At 44.8% G+C, this 19,398-nt stretch carries 13 protein-coding genes and 2 pseudogenes; 9 read left to right on the top strand and 6 right to left on the bottom strand.

The features are described from left to right. The first annotated feature begins 162 nt into the window (after positions 1–162). From lptD to ACXACS_RS18075, 8 genes and pseudogenes are all read left to right on the top strand, one after another. Complete coding sequence (gene lptD, locus ACXACS_RS18040) at positions 163–2,421, top strand: LPS assembly protein LptD (protein WP_474808647.1); 2,259 nt, start codon at positions 163–165, stop codon at positions 2,419–2,421. Between the two features lie 49 nt (positions 2,422–2,470). Then, a pseudogene (gene surA / locus ACXACS_RS18045) lies at positions 2,471–3,763 on the top strand (peptidylprolyl isomerase SurA); the annotation flags it as partial. A gap of 13 nt (positions 3,764–3,776) precedes the next feature. Continuing rightward, positions 3,777–4,762, top strand: a pseudogene (pdxA, locus tag ACXACS_RS18050) (4-hydroxythreonine-4-phosphate dehydrogenase PdxA). Continuing rightward, positions 4,759–5,586: a 16S rRNA (adenine(1518)-N(6)/adenine(1519)-N(6))-dimethyltransferase RsmA gene (rsmA, locus tag ACXACS_RS18055; protein WP_474808649.1), complete on the top strand. Its 828-nt coding sequence runs from the start codon at positions 4,759–4,761 to the stop codon at positions 5,584–5,586. The pseudogene pdxA and the gene rsmA overlap by 4 nt, the downstream one beginning before the upstream one ends. Positions 5,587–5,594: 8 nt before the next feature. After that, a complete protein-coding gene (gene apaG / locus ACXACS_RS18060) occupies positions 5,595–5,969 on the top strand; it encodes a Co2+/Mg2+ efflux protein ApaG (RefSeq protein ID WP_474808651.1) in 375 nt (124 codons plus the stop codon). 7 nt (positions 5,970–5,976) lie between these two features. Next, positions 5,977–6,804 (top strand): symmetrical bis(5'-nucleosyl)-tetraphosphatase, encoded by an 828-nt coding sequence (locus ACXACS_RS18065; protein WP_474808653.1) that lies wholly within the window; start codon positions 5,977–5,979, stop codon positions 6,802–6,804. A gap of 283 nt (positions 6,805–7,087) precedes the next feature. Continuing rightward, the gene (locus ACXACS_RS18070; protein ID WP_474808655.1) at positions 7,088–9,112 is read left to right on the top strand and encodes a HAMP domain-containing methyl-accepting chemotaxis protein; all 2,025 of its coding nucleotides are present in this window, start codon (positions 7,088–7,090) and stop codon (positions 9,110–9,112) included. 196 nt (positions 9,113–9,308) lie between these two features. Continuing rightward, on the top strand, positions 9,309–9,875 hold the full coding sequence (locus tag ACXACS_RS18075) for an SOUL family heme-binding protein (protein WP_474808657.1): 567 nt from the start codon (positions 9,309–9,311) through the stop codon (positions 9,873–9,875). 78 nt (positions 9,876–9,953) lie between these two features. Here ACXACS_RS18075 and lysC read toward each other — a convergent pair whose 3' ends face one another. From lysC to ACXACS_RS18105, 6 genes are all read right to left on the bottom strand, one after another. Next, positions 9,954–11,303, bottom strand: coding sequence for a lysine-sensitive aspartokinase 3 (gene lysC, locus ACXACS_RS18080; protein ID WP_474808659.1), 1,350 nt, complete (start codon positions 11,301–11,303; stop codon positions 9,954–9,956). A 58-nt stretch (positions 11,304–11,361) separates the two neighbouring features. Next, positions 11,362–11,811, bottom strand: coding sequence for a DUF192 domain-containing protein (locus tag ACXACS_RS18085; RefSeq protein WP_474808661.1), 450 nt, complete (start codon positions 11,809–11,811; stop codon positions 11,362–11,364). A gap of 72 nt (positions 11,812–11,883) precedes the next feature. Next, a complete protein-coding gene (acnB, locus tag ACXACS_RS18090) occupies positions 11,884–14,496 on the bottom strand; it encodes a bifunctional aconitate hydratase 2/2-methylisocitrate dehydratase (RefSeq protein ID WP_474808662.1) in 2,613 nt (870 codons plus the stop codon). 380 nt (positions 14,497–14,876) lie between these two features. Continuing rightward, positions 14,877–15,851, bottom strand: coding sequence for a DNA ligase (locus tag ACXACS_RS18095; RefSeq protein ID WP_474808664.1), 975 nt, complete (start codon positions 15,849–15,851; stop codon positions 14,877–14,879). 140 nt (positions 15,852–15,991) lie between these two features. Then, positions 15,992–16,249: a DNA ligase gene (locus tag ACXACS_RS18100; RefSeq protein WP_474808666.1), complete on the bottom strand. Its 258-nt coding sequence runs from the start codon at positions 16,247–16,249 to the stop codon at positions 15,992–15,994. A gap of 129 nt (positions 16,250–16,378) precedes the next feature. Continuing rightward, positions 16,379–18,091 (bottom strand): ATP-binding protein, encoded by a 1,713-nt coding sequence (locus tag ACXACS_RS18105; RefSeq protein ID WP_474808668.1) that lies wholly within the window; start codon positions 18,089–18,091, stop codon positions 16,379–16,381. Positions 18,092–18,323: 232 nt separating this feature from the next. On the opposite strand from ACXACS_RS18105, the gene ACXACS_RS18110 reads away from it, so the two are divergent. Then, a complete protein-coding gene (locus ACXACS_RS18110) occupies positions 18,324–19,328 on the top strand; it encodes a 5'-methylthioadenosine/S-adenosylhomocysteine nucleosidase family protein (RefSeq protein WP_474808669.1) in 1,005 nt (334 codons plus the stop codon). Positions 19,329–19,398: the final 70 nt, after the last annotated feature.

Genomic DNA, 19,398 nt, shown 5'->3' on the forward strand with positions numbered 1-19,398 from the left:
ATAAAATAGTAATAGCTAGTGAGCTCGACGCTTTATTACAGTGAAAGAAATAAAGAGCGCGATCACTGGTTTTTTTAATCGTTATGTCGAACTAACCGAGACGCACGTCGTCTTACTTGGGTTTAAAAGCAACATACAACAAAACAGGCCACCCATTTACGCATGAAAAACACCTGCGCCATGCTTGTTTCCGCGACTCTTTTGCCTACGGTCGCGTTTGCACAGGAAACGACAGCTTCAAATTCTCAATCAATCTCAGATGCAGCCCCTCTCGCATTTTGCTCAGTCGAACCTGTTACTTTTAGTAGCCAAGCATTGATGCCTAAAGGCCATGTTAAAGTTGAAGCTAATCGTACAGAAATCATTCAAGACACTGTAGCCTTGTTTTCTGGCAATGTAGACATAACGTCAGACACCGCAATAATTAGTGCCTCTCAGGCACAAGTTAATGGAACCGGTAGTGGCCGCGACCTTATAGCAAAAGGCGATGTAACCTACCAAGATGCGCAGCTGAAAGTGGAAAGCGATGCGGTAACCTTGCGTTCTGAAGAAGAGCGTTTGGAGATGCAAAATACCCGCTATAAGCTGACTGGGTTTGTTGGACAAGGTGCAGCCGAAGATATTCTATTAGATACAGATACCGGCATAGTACTTAAAGAGGTAAGTTTCTCTACTTGCCCAGAAGGTGATGAAGACTGGATGATTCGCGCCAGCGAAATCAGCTTGGAAAAAGGGACTGTATGGGGACAAGCCAAACACACCCGTTTCTACATTGCCGATGTGCCAGTATTTTATCTGCCTTATTTTGCGTTTCCAGTAAGCAATGAGCGACAAACCGGCTTATTATTTCCCGAGCTGACAAGCTCTAGTCGAACTGGCGTAGACTACACTCAGCCTTTTTACTGGAATATTGCGCCTAACTACGACATGACCATTTCCCCCCGGTTAATGTCATTGCGCGGCCTTCAGCTAAATACCGAGTTTCGTTACCTAACAGAACGCAGTCAAGGGACCGCCTACGTTGAATATTTACCTAGCGATTCGGATATTTCAGGTAACCCAGACCGATATTTTTACCGCCTTGAACACCAAGGGTTAATTGCCGACAACTGGTTGCTCAATATTGATTTTAATGGCCTAAGTGACGACAACTACATAGTAGATCTTGGGTCAGACTACTACAGCCGCTCCGATACCCATCTATACCGAAATATTGGGTTGAGTTACTACTCTCAGAACCTTTCAGTCAGTATGCAGGTTAAAGATTTTGAAGTATTGGGTGATACTGCCGACAGCTATCGCGCTGTTCCAGAAATTAAAGTTAACTACAACAAAGCACTAGGCGAATACTTTGAGTTTAACCTTGATTCAGAAGTCGCTCATTTTGACAACACATTAGATACTGCGCCAACCGCAACGCGATTTCACATTGCGCCAACGCTTGCCATGCCATTTCGCGCGGCATGGGGAGAATTTGTTGCAGAGACTTCATTATTTCAAACTGTGTATCAGCAAGACAATGTGGAAGGGACTGATTTAGAAGAAGATGTAGAGCGTACCCTTGGTCAGGCTCGCCTTTACGGTGCACTGTACTTTGAAAGAGATACATCTTGGTTTAGTGACGATATGTCGATGACCCTTGAACCAAAAGTTCAGTATCTTTACACGTCTTATGAAGACCAAACTGCCATCGGCTTTTATGACTCAACACCTCTGTTAACTGACGTTGAAGGCTTGTTTCGAGGACAGGAATTTACTGGTCTCGATAGAATTAGCGACAACAACCAGATTACCCTTGGTGCCACCACTCGCATGTTAGATAAAAACAATCGGGAACAATTCGTTCTTAGTGTGGGTCAGATATTCTATCTTGAAGATAATAAAGTGGTTGCGGCAACTAAAAACCAAGATCGATCAGCCCTTGCCGCTGAGGTAGATTGGCGCTTTAACCAAAATTGGTTTTTCCATTCTGATGTGCAGGTCACCACTGACACAGACAAAGTTGACCTGAGCAGCGTGGGCATTGAATACCGTAAAGATGACGCGCGCTTTATTCAATTAAGTCATCGCTACGTTCGCGACCTTAGTGGTGAAACCATTAATCAAATAGGTATTTCAGCAAGCTGGCCAATTTCTGAGAATTGGCAATGGGTTGGCCGTACTTACCGTGATTTAGAGCGCCATCGAAGTGTAGAAACCTACGCAGGTATTCAATATGAGTCTTGTTGCTGGGCAGTTCGACTTGTCGCCCAGCGCAGTTTGAACAACCGCTACAACGACAGTGGCGTTCAGACAACGGATGATTTCGACTCTGGTGTGTCGCTACAGTTTATTTTCAAAGGTATAGGGTCATCTGGAACCCAAAGAAGCATGCTTGAAGACGGTATGTTTGGCTATCGCCAGCCTTATAGTTTAAATTAACCCGCAATTGAGCGCCTAGCAGCGCTTAAAAGCATTAACCAATAATAAAAGAGTGTGTATGAAGTTCATTATCCGTGCATTGATGTTAGGTGCCCTACTCTCGTTTAACAGCCTAGCACAAGAAGTGATGCTAGACCGCGTAGCTGTGATTGTTGATCAAGGCGTTATACTTGAGAGTGAAATTAAAGCCCTTGTACAAGACGTTAAGCGCAACGCTGAAGCTAACAACCAACAGCTACCTTCAGACCGCGCGCTTCGTACACAGGCTATTGAGCGTTTAATTACGAAGAGCCTTCAGCTACAAATGGCTGAGCGTATGGGTATTCGTATCAGTGACCCTCAACTTGAGCAAACCATTGGTAATATCGCGGCCAATCAAAATGCGACCGTAGAACAACTTCGCGCTCAATTGGCCGCTGAAGGCATTGCATATGATGACTACCGCGAAGATATACGCGAAGAAGTTATCATGGGTGAAGTGCGCCGCGCGAACGTACGCCGCCGCGTTTACATCACACCTCAAGAAATAGATACGCTGATTGATCTTATGGAGCAACAGGGTGCAACGCAGGCCGAATACCGTTTAGGTCATATCCTTATTGGCTTCCCACCTGAACCAACAGACGAGGACATTCAGGCAGCACGTGAACGCGCGGACAAAGTAATAGCCTTGTTAGAATCAGGCTCTGATTTTGCTAAAATCGCCATTGCCTCATCATCGGGTAACGAAGCGTTAGAAGGTGGTGATATGGGCTGGCTTAATATTAACGCTATGCCAACGCTTTTCGCAGAAGCAATTCAGGACAAGGATAAGGATGCGCTTGTTGGTCCTATCCGAAGCGGCGCAGGCTTTCACATACTTAAAGTACTAGATACTCGCGGTATTGAGAAAGTTACCGTTGAAGAAGTGAACTCACGTCATATCTTGGTTAAGCCATCAATTATTTTGAGCGAAGAAAAAGCAAAAGAGATGCTAGTGCGCTTCAAAGAAGAATTGAAAAACGGTGAAGCGGACTTTGCAGAGTTAGCTAAAGAATATTCAGAAGACCCTGGCTCGGCCCTTCGCGGTGGCGAACTAGGTTGGTCTGACCCAGGTAATTATGTACCTGAGTTTAAAGAAGCATTATCACAGCTTGAACCTGGCGAATACAGCGACCCAGTGCGCACTGTTCACGGCTGGCACTTAATTCAACTTAACGACCGTCGCATGGATGACGCAACGGATAAACGTAAAGAAGATAAAGCATATCAGCTTATCTTTAACCGTAAATTTTCAGAAGAAACCGAAAACTGGTTACGTGAGATGCGTGATGCCGCTTACGTCGAAGTTGTCGAATCTTAATAATAAGTTATTCATGAGCACACCAATTAAAATAGCAATAACGCCGGGAGAACCGGCCGGTATCGGGCCAGATTTGATCATTAAACTGGCCCAAGAAACATGGCAAGCCCAGCTTGTCGTGTTTGCCGATGGCGACATGCTAAAAGCACGAGCAAGCGCCTTAGGGCTTCCGTTAACACTAATCGATTACGATGCAAATAACCCGCAGATTCAAGATGCGGGTTCGTTGTTTATAAAGCAGATAGACAAAACCGCTGATGTTATTCCCGGAACTCTTGATAGTGAGAACGGGCTTTATGTAGTCGAAACCTTACGCCAAGCGTGCCAGGCCAATATGGACGGCGACTTTGACGCTGTTGTAACTGGCCCGGTACACAAAGGTATTATTAACAAAGCAGGGGTGTCATTCAGCGGACATACTGAGTTTTTCGCTTATCAGTCTAATACCATTGATGTGGTTATGCTGTTAGCTACAGAAGGTTTAAATGTAGCGCTAGCTACGACTCACATCCCTCTTGAATACGTGGCAAAAGCGATAACCCGTGAGCGCCTACACAAAGTTATTCATATTATTAATACTGACCTGAAACTTAAGTTTGGCATCAATGAGCCTCACATTTACGTATGCGGATTAAACCCGCATGCGGGTGAAGATGGCCATATTGGTACTGAAGAGATCCACACTATCGTCCCAGCGCTAAATGAGCTAAGAGACGAAGGCCTTAAGATCACCGGCCCCTGCCCGCTGACACTATATTTCAGCCTAAATACCTAGAAAATGCCGACGTTGTGCTAGCTATGTATCACGACCAGGGCTTACCCGTGCTAAAATACAAGGGTTTTGGGGCGTCAGTGAATATCACATTAGGATTACCTTTTGTTCGCACTTCAGTCGACCACGGTACTGCATTAGATTTAGCAGGTACAGGTGAAGCCGACGCCGGTAGTTTCAGAAAAGCATTGGAAAAAGCCATTGAGCTTGCACATCATCAACAATGAGTAAAACACATTTAGGCCATACGGCCAGAAAGCGATTCGGGCAGAATTTCCTACACGATGACTACGTGATAGGTAAAATTGTCGCAGCCATCGCGCCAAAAAATGAACAAAACCTGGTAGAAATTGGACCCGGTTTAGGCGCATTAACAGACCCTGTTTGTGAAGAAGTTGACGCACTAACGGTTATTGAACTTGACCGCGACCTTGCCAAACGTCTGCGACATCACCCATTTAACGGCGAAAAACTAACCGTTATTGAACAAGACGCGATGACGATGGATTTCGGCGCACTATGCAAAGAAATGCCAATAAAAGACAAGAAGCTTCGCGTATTTGGTAACTTGCCTTACAACATTTCAACGCCGCTAATGTTCCACCTTTTTGATCATGCTCATTGCATCGAAGACATGCATTTTATGCTTCAAAAAGAGGTGGTGAACCGACTAGCTGCTGGACCGGGATCTAAAAATTACGGCAGGCTTTCAGTAATGGCCCAGTACTATTGCCACGTGATCCCTGTTTTGAATGTTCCGCCAGGTGCCTTCAAGCCACCTCCGAAGGTAGACTCGGCCGTTGTAAAACTAGTTCCACATCAAGCTCCACCCGTTGATGTTGAATCAGTAAATACCCTTGAGCGCGTTTGTGCACAGGCTTTTAATCAACGCCGAAAAACTATTCGTAACTCACTGAAAGACAGCTTAAGTGAGGAAGAAATCCGTGAGTTAGGGTTAGATCCAACTTCTCGCGCAGAAGTGTTATCGCTTAACGACTTTGCCACTATAGCTAACGCTGTATCGGCAAAAGAGCACCAACAAGAGCAATAAGTTCCTCTATGGATGTACTTGATATAAAGGTGCGGGTGAAAACCCGTCACCTTCCTGACCACCTGCCCTCAGATTCTAAGCAGTTCGCGTTTGCCTACCAGATTACTATTGAAAACAATAGTGAGCATACCGTCCAACTGCTTAGTCGCTATTGGAAGATAACCGACGCTAACGGTAAAACGTCAGAAGTAGAAGGTGATGGAGTGGTAGGAAAACAGCCTATAATGAAAGCTGGTGAACATTTTGACTATACCAGTGGCGCAGTCATTGACACACCGGTTGGCAATATGGAAGGCTACTATGTAATGGAACTAGAAAGCGGTGAGCGTTTTCGCGTTCCTATAAACGTATTTCGCCTAGCCATTCCAAGCATTCTTCATTAAGGTTTCTATGTCTAAAGGTAACACCTACGTCGTTGGCGATATTCAGGGCTGTTATGACGGTCTTCGTCGCGTATTGGATAAAGTAAAATTTGACGAGACAAACGACAAGCTGTTTGCTGTCGGTGACTTGGTTGCAAGAGGAGAAGATTCGCTTAGCACATTGCGCTTTCTGAAATCTCTTGGCAGCCAGTTTAATAGTGTTTTAGGTAACCACGACCTGCACTTACTTGCCGTTGTAAACGATATTCGCAAAGCCAAAAAGTCAGATAAGTTAGACCCGCTTCTTAACGCTTCGGATTTAAACGAACTGGTTGATTGGTTGCGGCAGTTTCCTCTAGCGATGAATTTAGATGAAAACTCTGTGATGGTCCACGCGGGACTTTATCCTAAGTGGTCTATTGATGAATGCGTTTCACTTAGTGATGAAGTTAGCAACATCCTTAAGTCCGCTGATTACGCCACTTTTCTTTCAAAGATGTACGGTAATACACCTGACAACTGGTCAGATAAACTCGAGGATGACGAGCGACTGCGTTTTATTGTGAATGCCTGTACGCGCATGCGGTTTGTTCATACCGATGGCACCCTCGACTTTGACAATAAGTCTCATCCTAGTACTGTTTCTAGTAGTGCTAATAGCACCCTAAGGCCTTGGTTTGAAGTAGACAATACAAAGATCACAGCTAGCCAGCGAGTTATTTTCGGACACTGGGCCGCCCTTTCAGGCCAGACAAACAACTCGCAGTTTGTTGGGTTAGATACTGGCTATGTATGGGGGCAAAGTATGACGCTATTGAATTTAGATACCTCAACTTTGGTTAGCGTACCAGCGTAGAATCATTGTTATATTCACGTCTTCAGATATGAAATTTGCCCGAATAAGAGCCAGCTTATCCCGCTCCAACTGGTTGTACCAGTAATAACAATTAGACTTAAGTGCTAAATAAAATAAACATTAAGTCACTGTAGCCGATACACTTACTTGTGAAAGTAACGATGATGTTTCGTTACCTGCTCAGCATTCAAGCATGCATCACTTTATAAGTGCTATATTTTGTTAGCTGAGGCGGGTAATATCGTTAGGGATAAAAATAAAAAACACTCATCCAGGAGTTCCGATGAAAATAACGGTAGCCACACGCGTAATCGGGGGGTTTGTAGCGATTAGCGCACTTCTAATCGTTATAAGTGTTGTGTCACTTTATAACCTCAATTCTATAGGCTCTGCAACAGAGGAAGTAAACGACGTTGCCTTGCCCACCGTAGCAGGCAGTAATGCACTCAAAGCAAGCTTCCTAAATATGGGTCGACTTACCTTCGAAAGCTATATCGAAGAAGATTTAAGTGATCTTAAGGACAAGAGAGCGTCATTTGGCACTGCCAAAGATACCTTTGAAAATGAGTACAATAAGCTAGCACAAGCCGTTAGTAACGAGCCAGAGCTTAGAAACACGCTAAACAGTGTTCGTGAATCTTATGATGCGTATATTACCAATGTTGAGGCTATGTACAAAAATCACCAAATGTACCTCGACTTGCGAAACAATATACAAGACAAACTAGGTGATGCTGAAGATAACGCAGACGATGCCTCTACTTACCTTCTGGATTTTTCAGACCTAGACGAGGTTCAGCGCGATCCCAACCTCAGACGTGCTGCTGAGATCGGTGGTCAACTTGAAACTTCGCTTCTCTCTCTTCTTACTGTTTCATACGAGTACATTAAAACCGAAACACTGGTGCGTTCACAGACGCTCGGTAACGAGGTCGACCTTGTAGTTGAAAAAGTAGTTACCCAGCTAAGCGAAATGGTTGAAGCTGCGGGGGGTCGTGATGACTCAGGTACACTTGATGATATTAACGACTTAGTTAATGACGCCATCAACGCCATAAAAGCTAACGACGGCGTTGTGCAGCTTCATGTCGACCGACTAGAGCGCAGAAATGACGCTGAACAAGCACTTAACGCATCTGATTCAAATATTACGCAGGGTGTTGTCGCACTTGAAAACCTGCTGAATCTTGCTGATAAGAAAGCATCTCATATAGAAAATCAGGTGAACGGTGCTATTACAACAGGCAACACCTTTGTTATTGTTGTTGTTCTCATCTCTATTGCAGTAGCAGCCTTCATTGGCTACGTCACAGTTCGCGCTATTACACGCCCGCTTTATCGCGTAAACGAACTACTTACTGTTGCGTCATCAGGTGACCTTACTCATCGCCTAGACGATTCAGCGCAAGACGAGTTTGGGCTACTAGCAAGAAACTGTAATACGCTAATTGGCAACCTGAAAGAGCTGATTACTGCCATTAACGTTCGCGCAGAGCAGCTAGCTGCAGCGTCGGAACAAACGTCGGCAGTGACGGCACAAACCACCCACTCTATTCAGGATCAGAAATCACAAATTGGCCAAGTCGCAACGGCGACAACGGAAATGCACTCAACGTCGCAGCTTGTTGTGCAAAATGCCGAAGATACGCTTAGCCAAATTCGTCATGCAGATGCCGAAGCTGAAAATGTTCGCCAAATCTCGTTAGAGAACAAGAACACTATTGAGATCTTGTCTCGGGATGTTCAAGAAGCAGCCGACGTGATTAATAAGCTTCACCAAGATAGCGCAAGCATTGGCGGCATTCTTGATGTTATTCGCGGTGTCGCCGACCAAACTAACTTACTTGCATTAAATGCCGCGATTGAGGCTGCACGCGCCGGTGAACAAGGCCGAGGCTTTGCGGTAGTTGCAGATGAAGTAAGAACCCTCGCGAGTCGCACACAGGAGTCGACACAAGAAATCAACGCCATGATTGAAGTGCTTCAAGCTGGGGCTGAAAAAGCGGTGTCTGTGATGGACCAAGGTAAAGAGCAAACCGCCGCCTGTGTTGCACAAACCGAAAAAGCCACGCAAGCGCTCGATATCATTACTGATGCGGTTCACAAAGCTCATGACGTTAGCTCTCAAATTGAGCAGTCAGCCCGTGAACAAAATACAGTCTCGCAAGAAATTAGTGAAAAGCTTGAAACCATTGTGGGCATTGCTGAAGAGACGACAGCGGGTGCCCAGCAAACGTCTGAATCTAGCCATGAAGTGGCACGTCTTGCCGAAGAGCTACAGCAGTCTATCAGGCAGTTTAAAGTTTAAACACTGCTTACACACTATTTATGAAAGGGGCTCACGCCCCTTTTTTTATGCCTGTTCCGAAAACACTTAGCAACACTAAACTGAGCATTAAGTGGCTTTTTTACGTATAAGCAGTACAAATAACAAACTTAAAAATTCTATGCTTACTAACTTTTACCGTCTGTCACTTTTTATTGCTACGATACTGATATCCACCATGAGCCAGTCTGAACCAACATATTACAAAGATACAGAAACACTGCCCTATACAGTTACCAAAACACTGGCTGATGATATAGAAATCAGACATTACAACCAAGCTGTTGGCGTTATGTCTAAAGGAAACGAAGATACAGGGGCATTCAACCTACTTTTTAACTATATCTCTGGTGAGAACAAAACGAATAGTGATATCTCTATGACTTCCCCAGTGGAAGTTGGTAAGGGTTCACAAGAAATTGCGATGACTTCGCCTGTTGAAGTGTCGTCATCAGAAACTATGATGTTTTTCTTACCCAGTAAATATGACATGCAAAGTGCACCTACCCCCACCAACGAAAATGTATCTCTTGTTGCCGTACCTGAGAGAACAGTGGCGGCTATCCGCTATTCAGGCTTTAGTAGCGATAGTGATAAAGAGGAATATACCCGTAGACTGCGCAAAGTATTGGAAGAAAACAATATCGAAGCAGCGGGTTCACCTAGCTACATGGGTTACGACTCTCCATTCACCCTGCCTTGGAATAAGCGCCATGAAATTATTATTCCGGTAGAAGCTCCCTAGCTACTTGTACTTGTCTCAAAACAAAAACGGCCGCCCTAGGGCGACCGTTTCTTTTTACGCTTTACGTAAACCTAATACTTATTCAAACAATGCCGAATGCAGCTTGCGAACCACGTCATCACTGTCGGTCTCGTTAACCAAGAACGATAGGTTGTGTGGGTTAGCCCCAAAGCAAATCATGCGCAGGTTAAAATCAGAAACCGCAGATAGAATCTTACTTGAAACTCCAATAGCCGTTTGCATGTTATTACCTACAACGGTGACAAGGTCATAACCTTTTTCTACTTTAACGTCACAGATAGTTTCAAGCTCGGCAATAGTCTCTTTATTCAAACGCTGGGCTACAGAGTTCGCGGGGTTATCAAGAGTAAAAGATACCGAGATTTCCGATGTTGTTACCAAATCAACACTCAGCTTATGCTTAGCGATGATAGCAAATACCTGCTGTAGGAAGCCTTGCGCGTACATCATTTTCGGTGTTTTCACTGTCACCATTACTTGCTCTTTACGGCGAGTAATAGCACGGTACGGTGGTTCGTGCTCACAATCACGCACAATCCATGTACCACCCTTTTCAGGCTCTTTGCTTGACCCTACAAACACTTTAATGTCTTTACGCAGGGCAGGCTCCATAGTGGCAGGGTGTAGTACCTTGGCTCCAAAGGTGGCCATTTCCGCCGCTTCTTCAAAGCTCAATTCAGGCAGCGGATGAGCAGCAGGAGTAATGCGCGGATCAGTTGTGTACACACCCGTTACATCAGTCCAAATCTCGCACGATTCTGCATCAAGCGCTTCAGCAAGTAGTGCAGCCGTAAAATCAGAGCCACCACGACCTAACGTTGTAGTGCGGCCTTCTTCATCTGCACCAACAAAGCCTTGTGTAACTACAATAGCGTCTTTAATTTCGGGCGCCAGCAACTGTTTGGCAAGTTTTTCAATTTCTTCTATTTGAGGCGCGCCTTCACCGAATTCGCTGTCAGTACGAAGTACTTTGCGAACATCAAAGTTCATGGTTTTCACGCCTTGCTCTGCAAGTACTGATGAGAACATCAATGATGACATTCGCTCACCCATAGATAGCAGCTGATCTTTCAAATCATCGCGGTGAAGAATTTCTTCGTGAAACGCTAAGCTACGCATTTCTTCTAGCAAATCGCTAAGTTTAGGCTCTACTGCATCTTTGTCATTAAGCTTATTGAGAATAGCCTGTTCTATATCCACAATGGCTTGGCAGGTTTCTTCAATTTGCTGTTGCGTCATTGGCGTATGCGCTAGGCTAACAAGGTGATTTGTAACCCCAGCTGAAGCACTCACTACCACGATGCGTGTTTTTTCATTACCGGCAACAATTCGGGCGCAGTTTTGCATTACTTCGTAATTCGCTACGCTAGTTCCACCGAACTTAGCTATCGATAAGGCATTTGTCACTATATTTAACTCCAGAATAAAACTAGCTTTTCGCTAGCAGCAACCGCGCTCTGCGCGGTTAATCAATCGTTATTTGGTCGCCTACTTTTATATTATTCTCGGCAAACCACCCTTGGTTCATTTCCAACGCGTAAAGTACCTCTTTCGAAGATCCGACCGACTCCAAACTATGGGGAGTGAGAGGTTTTATATCCGTTATTACGCCATTTCTGTCGATAAATGCTACGTCTAGGGGAACAAAGGTGTTTTTCATCCACATGCCCGCAAATTTGGGGCTAGAAAACTTAAAAAACATACCACAGTCTTCGCACAAGGCTTTGCGAAACATAAGGCCCTGCGCGCGTTGTTCAAAGGTTTTGGCATACTCAACTTCATATTGCTTGCCGCCAATCTCCAGTGTAATAGATTCGAAGTTCACTGAATTCAGCGACGATACAGGGTCTACCTGCGCTTTTGCACACCCTAAGGTTAATACAAGTGCAGCAACAATAAAGAAAGATTTTCCCATTAGACATTCCTTTTCGCCATAAAAAAAGCCGGTCACCACTAAGGCAACCGGCTTTGTAGTTTATACACTATTTTAAGCAACATTCAACGTTGGAATAATGCGCGCCTTAGCTTCTTCTTCCGCCTTTTTAAAGCTAGGCATTTTGTCGAAGTTTAAGTAGCGGAATACTTCACCCGACATTGCATTAATTTTGCTGGCGTATTCCATGTACTCTTCGGCAGTTGGAATGCGCCCCACTATTGCACCAACAGCGGCAAGCTCTGCTGAGGTCAAATAAACATTCGCCCCATCGCCCAAGCGGTTAGGGAAGTTACGAGTAGACGTTGAAAGCACAGTAGCGCCTGCATCAACTCTTGCTTGGTTACCCATACAAAGTGAACACCCCGGCATCTCGGTGCGTACGCCTACGCGTCCGTAAATGTTGTAATACCCCTCTTCCATTAGCTGGGCCTTATCCATCTTAGTCGGTGGCGACATCCATAAACGTGTTGGAAGTGTTTTATTGTATTGCTCTAGCAATTTGCCGGCTGCACGGAAGTGGCCAATGTTTGTCATACACGAGCCAATAAAGACTTCATCTACCTTATCACCTGCAACGTCAGATAAAGTTTTCGCATCGTCAGGATCATTCGGGCAGCACACGATAGGCTCTTTTATGTCGTTAAGGTCAATTTCAATAACCTCGGCATATTCAGCATCCGCATCGGCGCGCATTAATTCGGGGTTAGCTAGCCACTCTTCCATTTTCTGCGCGCGGCGCTCTAGCGTACGAGGGTCGCCATAACCTTCATTAATCATCCAGCGAAGCATGGTAATGTTTGAACGCAGGTATTCAGCTATCGACTCTTCAGAAAGGTTGATAGTACAACCTGCAGCTGAACGTTCTGCCGACGCATCCGATAACTCAAACGCCTGCTCTACAGTAAGGTTTTCCAACCCTTCGATTTCTAAAATACGGCCAGAGAATGCATTAATTTTGCCTTTTTTCTCTACCGTTAATAGCCCTTGTTTAATGCCATATAGCGGAATGGCATGTACAAGGTCACGTAAGGTAATGCCCGGCTGCATCTCGCCTTTAAAGCGCACCAATATAGACTCAGGCATATCCAGTGGCATAACGCCCGTTGCTGCTGCAAACGCCACCAAGCCAGAGCCGGCAGGGAACGAAATACCTAATGGGAAACGAGTATGCGAATCACCACCAGTCCCTACTGTGTCAGGCAGCAGCATGCGGTTTAACCAGCTATGGATAATGCCGTCTCCGGGACGAAGCGATACCCCACCTCGATTCATAATAAAATCAGGTAGCGTGTGCTGGGTTTCAATATCCACCGGCTTTGGATAAGCAGCAGTATGACAGAAGGACTGCATAGTTAAATCGGCAGTAAAACCAAGACAAGCAAGGTCTTTAAGCTCATCGCGGGTCATTGGCCCAGTGGTATCTTGCGAGCCCACGGTTGTCATTTTAGGTTCGCAGTAGGTGCCTGGGCGAATACCTTCAACGCCACACGCTTTGCCCACCATTTTTTGCGCTAGCGAGAATCCCGCGCCGCTGTCTTTTGGCTGCTCAGGCGTACGAAATAAATCCGTTGGGCCTAAGCCTAGTGTCTCACGCGCTTTCTCGGTAAGACCGCGCCCGATGATCAGGTTAATACGTCCGCCGGCACGAACCTCATCTAAAATAACTTTCGACTTATAGCTGTATTCAGCAAGTAACTCACCAGTCTCGTGATTAGTAATTTCTCCTTCAAATGGGTAGATATCAATCACATCTCCCATATTCATTTTTTCAACGTCGGCTTCAAATACTAATGCGCCCGCGTCTTCCATGGTGTTAAAGAAAATAGGTGCGACTTTGGAACCGATACATACGCCACCACCCCGTTTGTTAGGCACACCCGGCAAGTCCTCACCAAAGAACCACAAGACAGAGTTAGTCGCCGACTTACGCGATGAGCCTGTACCTACTACATCACCAACAAAAGCTACGGGGTAGCCCTTGCTTTTGACTTCTTCTATTTGCGCCATTGGCCCTTTAACACCTGGCTCCTCTGGCTCTAGCCCTTCACGAGGCATTTTGTAAGCTGCAAGAGCGTGTAACGGTATATCTGGGCGAGACCATGCGTCAGGGGCTGGCGACAGATCATCAGTATTGGTTTCACCTGTAACCTTAAACACCGTGTAAGTAATTTTATCGTCCATTAACTTGCGCGATGTAAACCACTCGCCTTCAGCCCAAGATTTAATGATGTCCGTGGCGTACTCATTACCCGCCTTGTGCTTTTCTTCCACATCGTGATAAGCATCAAACATCAACAACGTGTGTTTTAATTCTGTGGCAGCCAATGACGCGAGGTTTTCATCGTCAAGTAGCTCTACTAACGTTGCAATGTTATAACCGCCGTGCATATTTCCCAGCAATTCAACAGCTTTCTCTTTTGAGATAAGTTCACAACTGTCTTCGCTTTTTGCAATAGCACTTAAAAAACCAGCTTTGACGTAAGCCGCCTCATCAACCCCCGGTGGCACACGCTCTGAAAGCAACTCTAATAAGAATTCTTCTTCACCTGCTGGCGGGCTTTTTAACAAATCGACAAGGGCTGCTACCTGTTCTGCATTAAGAGGTTTTGGGGGGATATTTTGGGCTGCACGTTCTTCAACGTGATTGCGATAGTCTTGTAACACAGTCTCTTCCTCTAAGTTAGCTTGCGCAATGGGAGTAAACGGTCTTGTACGCACTTGACGCAAGGAGTGTTTAATTAATCATCAACAGTATAACTTCACGGGCTAAAATTTAAAATTTCTAGCCCCTATTTTCCGCTTATAATCGCTATTCATAACATTTCTTTTGAACGCAAAAAGCGATTAAAGGACGGTGCATAAAGTGACAAAAACAATTACTGGTTAAGTAAGTTATAAGGTTTTATATGCTGAAGACAAGGGGGTAGCTTTATGTGAGATTTGCTCAACTGAAGCGCATCGTAAAGGATAGATAACAGTTATTTAAAAGTTCGATACTGAGGCTATTTCGCTTATTAATAACCGTACTATTTTGATAAGTTGAGCTATTTTGATAAGTCGGCGTCGGGTCTAGTTCGAAGGTAGCTGGCAAATCTTGGCTTACCGTTTTTCGTTACACCGTAAAACTTGAAAGTTACCCAGCTACCTACCGCCGGAGGCGCTTGCCGGTCTTTCTTAGAAAACCCCGTTCCCAGTTTAAATCGAATGCCGGCAGATGTTTCTACCAGCAGTGAACCCATCATGCCTTTAAATTTTCCTTTCCCTGGAAGTTGCGCCAATACTTTCGCTTCAGCATCTTCAAAATGTTTTACCTTTAGTAGGTTGTCACTACGCCCTGTTTGGTAAAACGCCCTCCCGTGATGAAGCATCAGCCCTTCACCACCGTCTTTAGTTACTTGTTTAAGTTCTTCTTCAAGCGCGGTTAGAGACGAAAGCTTAAACTGGGGGATCACGGCAAATGTAGGATTGGGTGTGGCCTTTCTAAGACTATTAAGCTTGTTCAGTCTGCTGTCAAAACGCTGGCCTGCTACAGGCATGTCGAAGGCCATAAACCTAACCTTAGCCCAGCGTGTGTCTGATATAGACGCTGCTGCAATGTCGTACGCGGTAGTTTCGGCGCTGTTTTCGGCGCTAGTTTCTGCCCCAGACAAAGAATTAGCGACAAGGTGCGACTTCCCTTCCGTTAACTTAGAAAGCACGATGGAAGCAGTAAGTTCAAATTGCCCTCTTTCTATCCAAAGTTCACCGTCGATAGTCGCTTTAGGCCAATGGGCGGTAAACCAAGCTGGCGCAAATATTTTGTTGTTGTTTCGGGTCCTAAGTTCAGTGCCATCCCATCGTGCCCGAATACCGTCTAACTTTTCGCTCACCCAGTAATCGGTGATGTTTATATCTTGGCGGCTGCGTTCATACTGCTTGGCACGCTGCAAACCGTTCACAATATCAAGCTTGCTCTGTGCACTAACGTGAGTAACTGCAGTAATCAAAAACACACAGACAAATGTCAGAATATAACGCATTGGCTCTTTCCATAAGTTATTAAACGGAGTCCGTTAAAGCCATTAAAAAGAGACTAAAACGACAAAGGCAGAGTAAATTACTCTGCCTTTGGATGTTTTTTAACTGTACGTAAGAAGGTTTTTATTTGGCTAAAAAAATCTTAGTCAGTGATGATATCAAGAACAGAGATGAGCACATCCTCGGCTAATGCCTCACCAAAAGTTCTCTCTTCGTCACGTCTCTTTTGGTAGGTCTCTAAACATGCGTTTAGCCGCTCATCAGCAGTATTCACTTCATAAACTTCAGCGCGATTAGCTTGCTCAATACAGTGTTCAGTTTGCGCTGTTGAAACCGAACTGCATCCGCTCGTTAAAGCAAAAAGCAGTAGGGCTATAACAGTCGCTATTTGTGAGTTCAAACTTAAATCCTTTTATAAGACGCTCTTCTTTTCAACGTAATACTATTCACTTAATAGGAGCAAGCGCGTTTTAATTTTAATTTTTCTAAAACAGGGGGTTATTTGGAATCTCGACACCTTTAACCCACGTTACTCTGTATAAGCCTCTTTAGCAATATAGGAACTTTCTGTAGACATTTCTCCGCCCAAATATTTTGTCAGTACAGCGTGTAGTTCCGTTTTATTGACGGGTTTTGTGAGATATCCATTCATCCCGTATGCTAGTGCTTTATCTATTTCTTCGGCAACTACCGCGGCAGTGAACGCTATAATGGGAATAGTGATGTTTGCTTGTCGCAACGCTAGAGCGGCTTCAGAGCCGTTCATTTCAGGCATGTGTAGGTCCATTAAAATCAGGTCGACTTGCTGCTTTTGTGCGACTTCCACTGCCTCTTTGCCGTTATCTGCTATCACGACTTTTAATCCTGTGTCTTCTAACAAGGATTTTGCGACAACTTGGTTAATGTCATTATCTTCTGCAACCAAAACAGTAAGGTTTGAAAACGACGGTGTGCTGTTCTGTTCTTTAGTGCCAATTACACTATCTGTAATCTCAAACGGTAATTCGAAGTAGAACTCACTCCCCTGGCCAACAGCGCTTTTTAGATACACGGTACCGCCCATTGCTTCAACTAAACTTTTTACTATCTGTAATCCAAGTCCAGTACCTCCGTGTACGCGATTTATGCTGCTGTTCGCTTGAGTAAATGCGTCGAATACGCGCTCTTGCTCATCAACGTCAATCCCCTCTCCCGTGTCTTTTACCGAAAATCTTATAAATTGGTGGGTCTTCGAAGCTTCACCTTTCGATAGCCCGAGGGTTACACTGCCCTTATGTGTAAACTTGATCGCGTTACTCACTAAGTTGTTTAACACTTGTGAGAGGCGAGTAGCATCACCCACCACATTGGTATTCAATGCCTTGTCTACGTTTATTCGTAATGAAATTCCTTTGTTCTGCGCCAATTGCGCATAAAACGCCACACAATCTTTCGCAGTACTTTTTAGATTAAAAGGAATGTTCTCCAGCGCAAGCTTACCTGCGTTCAGTTTAGAGAGATCTAATATGTCGTTCAAAATACGGTTAAGCGATAACCCTGAACGCTGAATCTTCTCCAGATTAGGCCGTGCACTTTCCGATACCTCATGAGATAGCACTACATCGGTTAATCCCAAAATACCGTTTAATGGCGTGCGAATCTCGTGTGACATGGTGGCAAGAAATCGTGATTGTGCAGCCGACGCTTGCTTTTCGTTCTCAAGCGCCCTGTTTAACTCGAGGGTTTTCTTTTTACTTTCTAGTAAAGCTTTCTCCAATTGGCTCGCTAAAACATAGATGATTAGGGAAACAATCACGTTTGTTAGACATAACCTTAACCAAAGACCTTCATCGTAGGGTTTATCGTAGAAAGGGACCAGAAAAGTGCAGCTTGCGAGCACCACCATTGCAACACCTCTCCAGCTATTAGAAAGCAACAAAATAGGAAATATGGTGGCAATAGGTGCAAGGGCTGCGGGCATAAGTCCATTGCTTATGACCAAATAAGGGGCCACTGGAATCGTGAGTAAGGCCCATAACTTTGCTAATAGCTCCTGTTTTTTAGGAAAGGTGAGACCTACTACAGATATAACACACCACGAGAGACCAAAAAACGACGCCACATAAACGTTATCGGGTTGTTTAATAGCAATAACCACGAGTATCAGTAGAGAAAAAACCAGCAAAATTTTAAACCCTGCGCCTCGCAAGGTCATGGTGACTTCGCCAAAAGATTCAGTTGCTGTGGTGTACTGCTGCGACATTAGCGTTCTAGAGATAAACAATTGATAAGACAGTATAAGTACTAAACAGCGATTTTGCATAACAATAATAGGGTCAGAGTCGCGACTCTGACCCTATTATTGGCCCGAACCTTGCCAACATATTTAATATTGTTGTCTTGAGCCTTGCCTATAGCACTCCAAGGCCTTTAGACTCGTTCTTTTTTCATTGTCCGCACCTGTTTGGTGCATAAATAGGTTAAATAAGGTCACTATGCGCTTAAGTAGTTTTGTTTTATTCGTGTGTATATCATTTTCGTGTCTCGCTAAAGAAGATAGCAGCCAATATGGTCCAAAAGATTTTTCCAATGTTACAAACAAATGGACAGCCGTGGTTGCTGCTTACGAGCCAGAAATTGAAGCCATTGACACCGCGTTTGCGACTATGGACGACGCTCAAATTACGCAAACGGTTTATATTAAAGGGGTTAAGTACCAGCTAGGCACCTACAAAGGTGAGCCCATTGTTGTATTTAGTACGGGGGTCAGTATTACCAACGCAGCAATGACTGTGCAGATGGCGTTGGATTACTTCCCTATTGATAAGCTGGTTATGATGGGTATCGCAGGGGCCATAAACCCCAAATACACGCCTGGCGATATCGCAGTACCTGAACGTTGGTATTTTCACGACGAGTCAGTCTATATCAACCCGAAGAAAGATGACGCCAACGCCTACGAGCTTCCGGACTATTACGCTAAACAGCTTGAGTATTACAAAGCACGACGGGAGTCAGATAAGCACGCACCCAACTACAAAAACATTGGTTTTATTCACCCTACCGAGGTGGCAGTAGTTAAAGAGGGTTGGGACACCCGCAGACGAATGCCTTATTTCACTGCCGATAAGGCATTGTTAGAGATGGCAAAACGCGCGCTCACAAAGATCTCGCCTATCACTATGCCATCAGGTAAGGAAATACTGGTTGATATAGGTGGAAATGGAGTAACAGGTTCAGTATTCGTAGACAACGCTAAATACCGTGAGTGGCTGCGTGACGTTTACACGGCTGATGTTGCGGAAATGGAATCAGCGACCGTTGCACAGGTGAGCTTTGTTAACGACGTAGACTGGTTAATTATCCGATCAATTAGCGACTTAGCGGGCGGTCAGCACGGTAAAAATGTTGAGAATGTATTTGACGCAATAGCCTCTGGCACCGGCACCAAACTACTACTTGGCATACTTGACGAACTCGTAGCAACCGATGCCGAATAACAAATAAATAGGGTCAGAGTACATTTTTCGGCATTTAAGCAGAGTAGGTTTCAAAGAAATGTACTCTGAC

It is taken from the genome of Alteromonas sp. AWM4_230 (genome assembly GCF_056158305.1).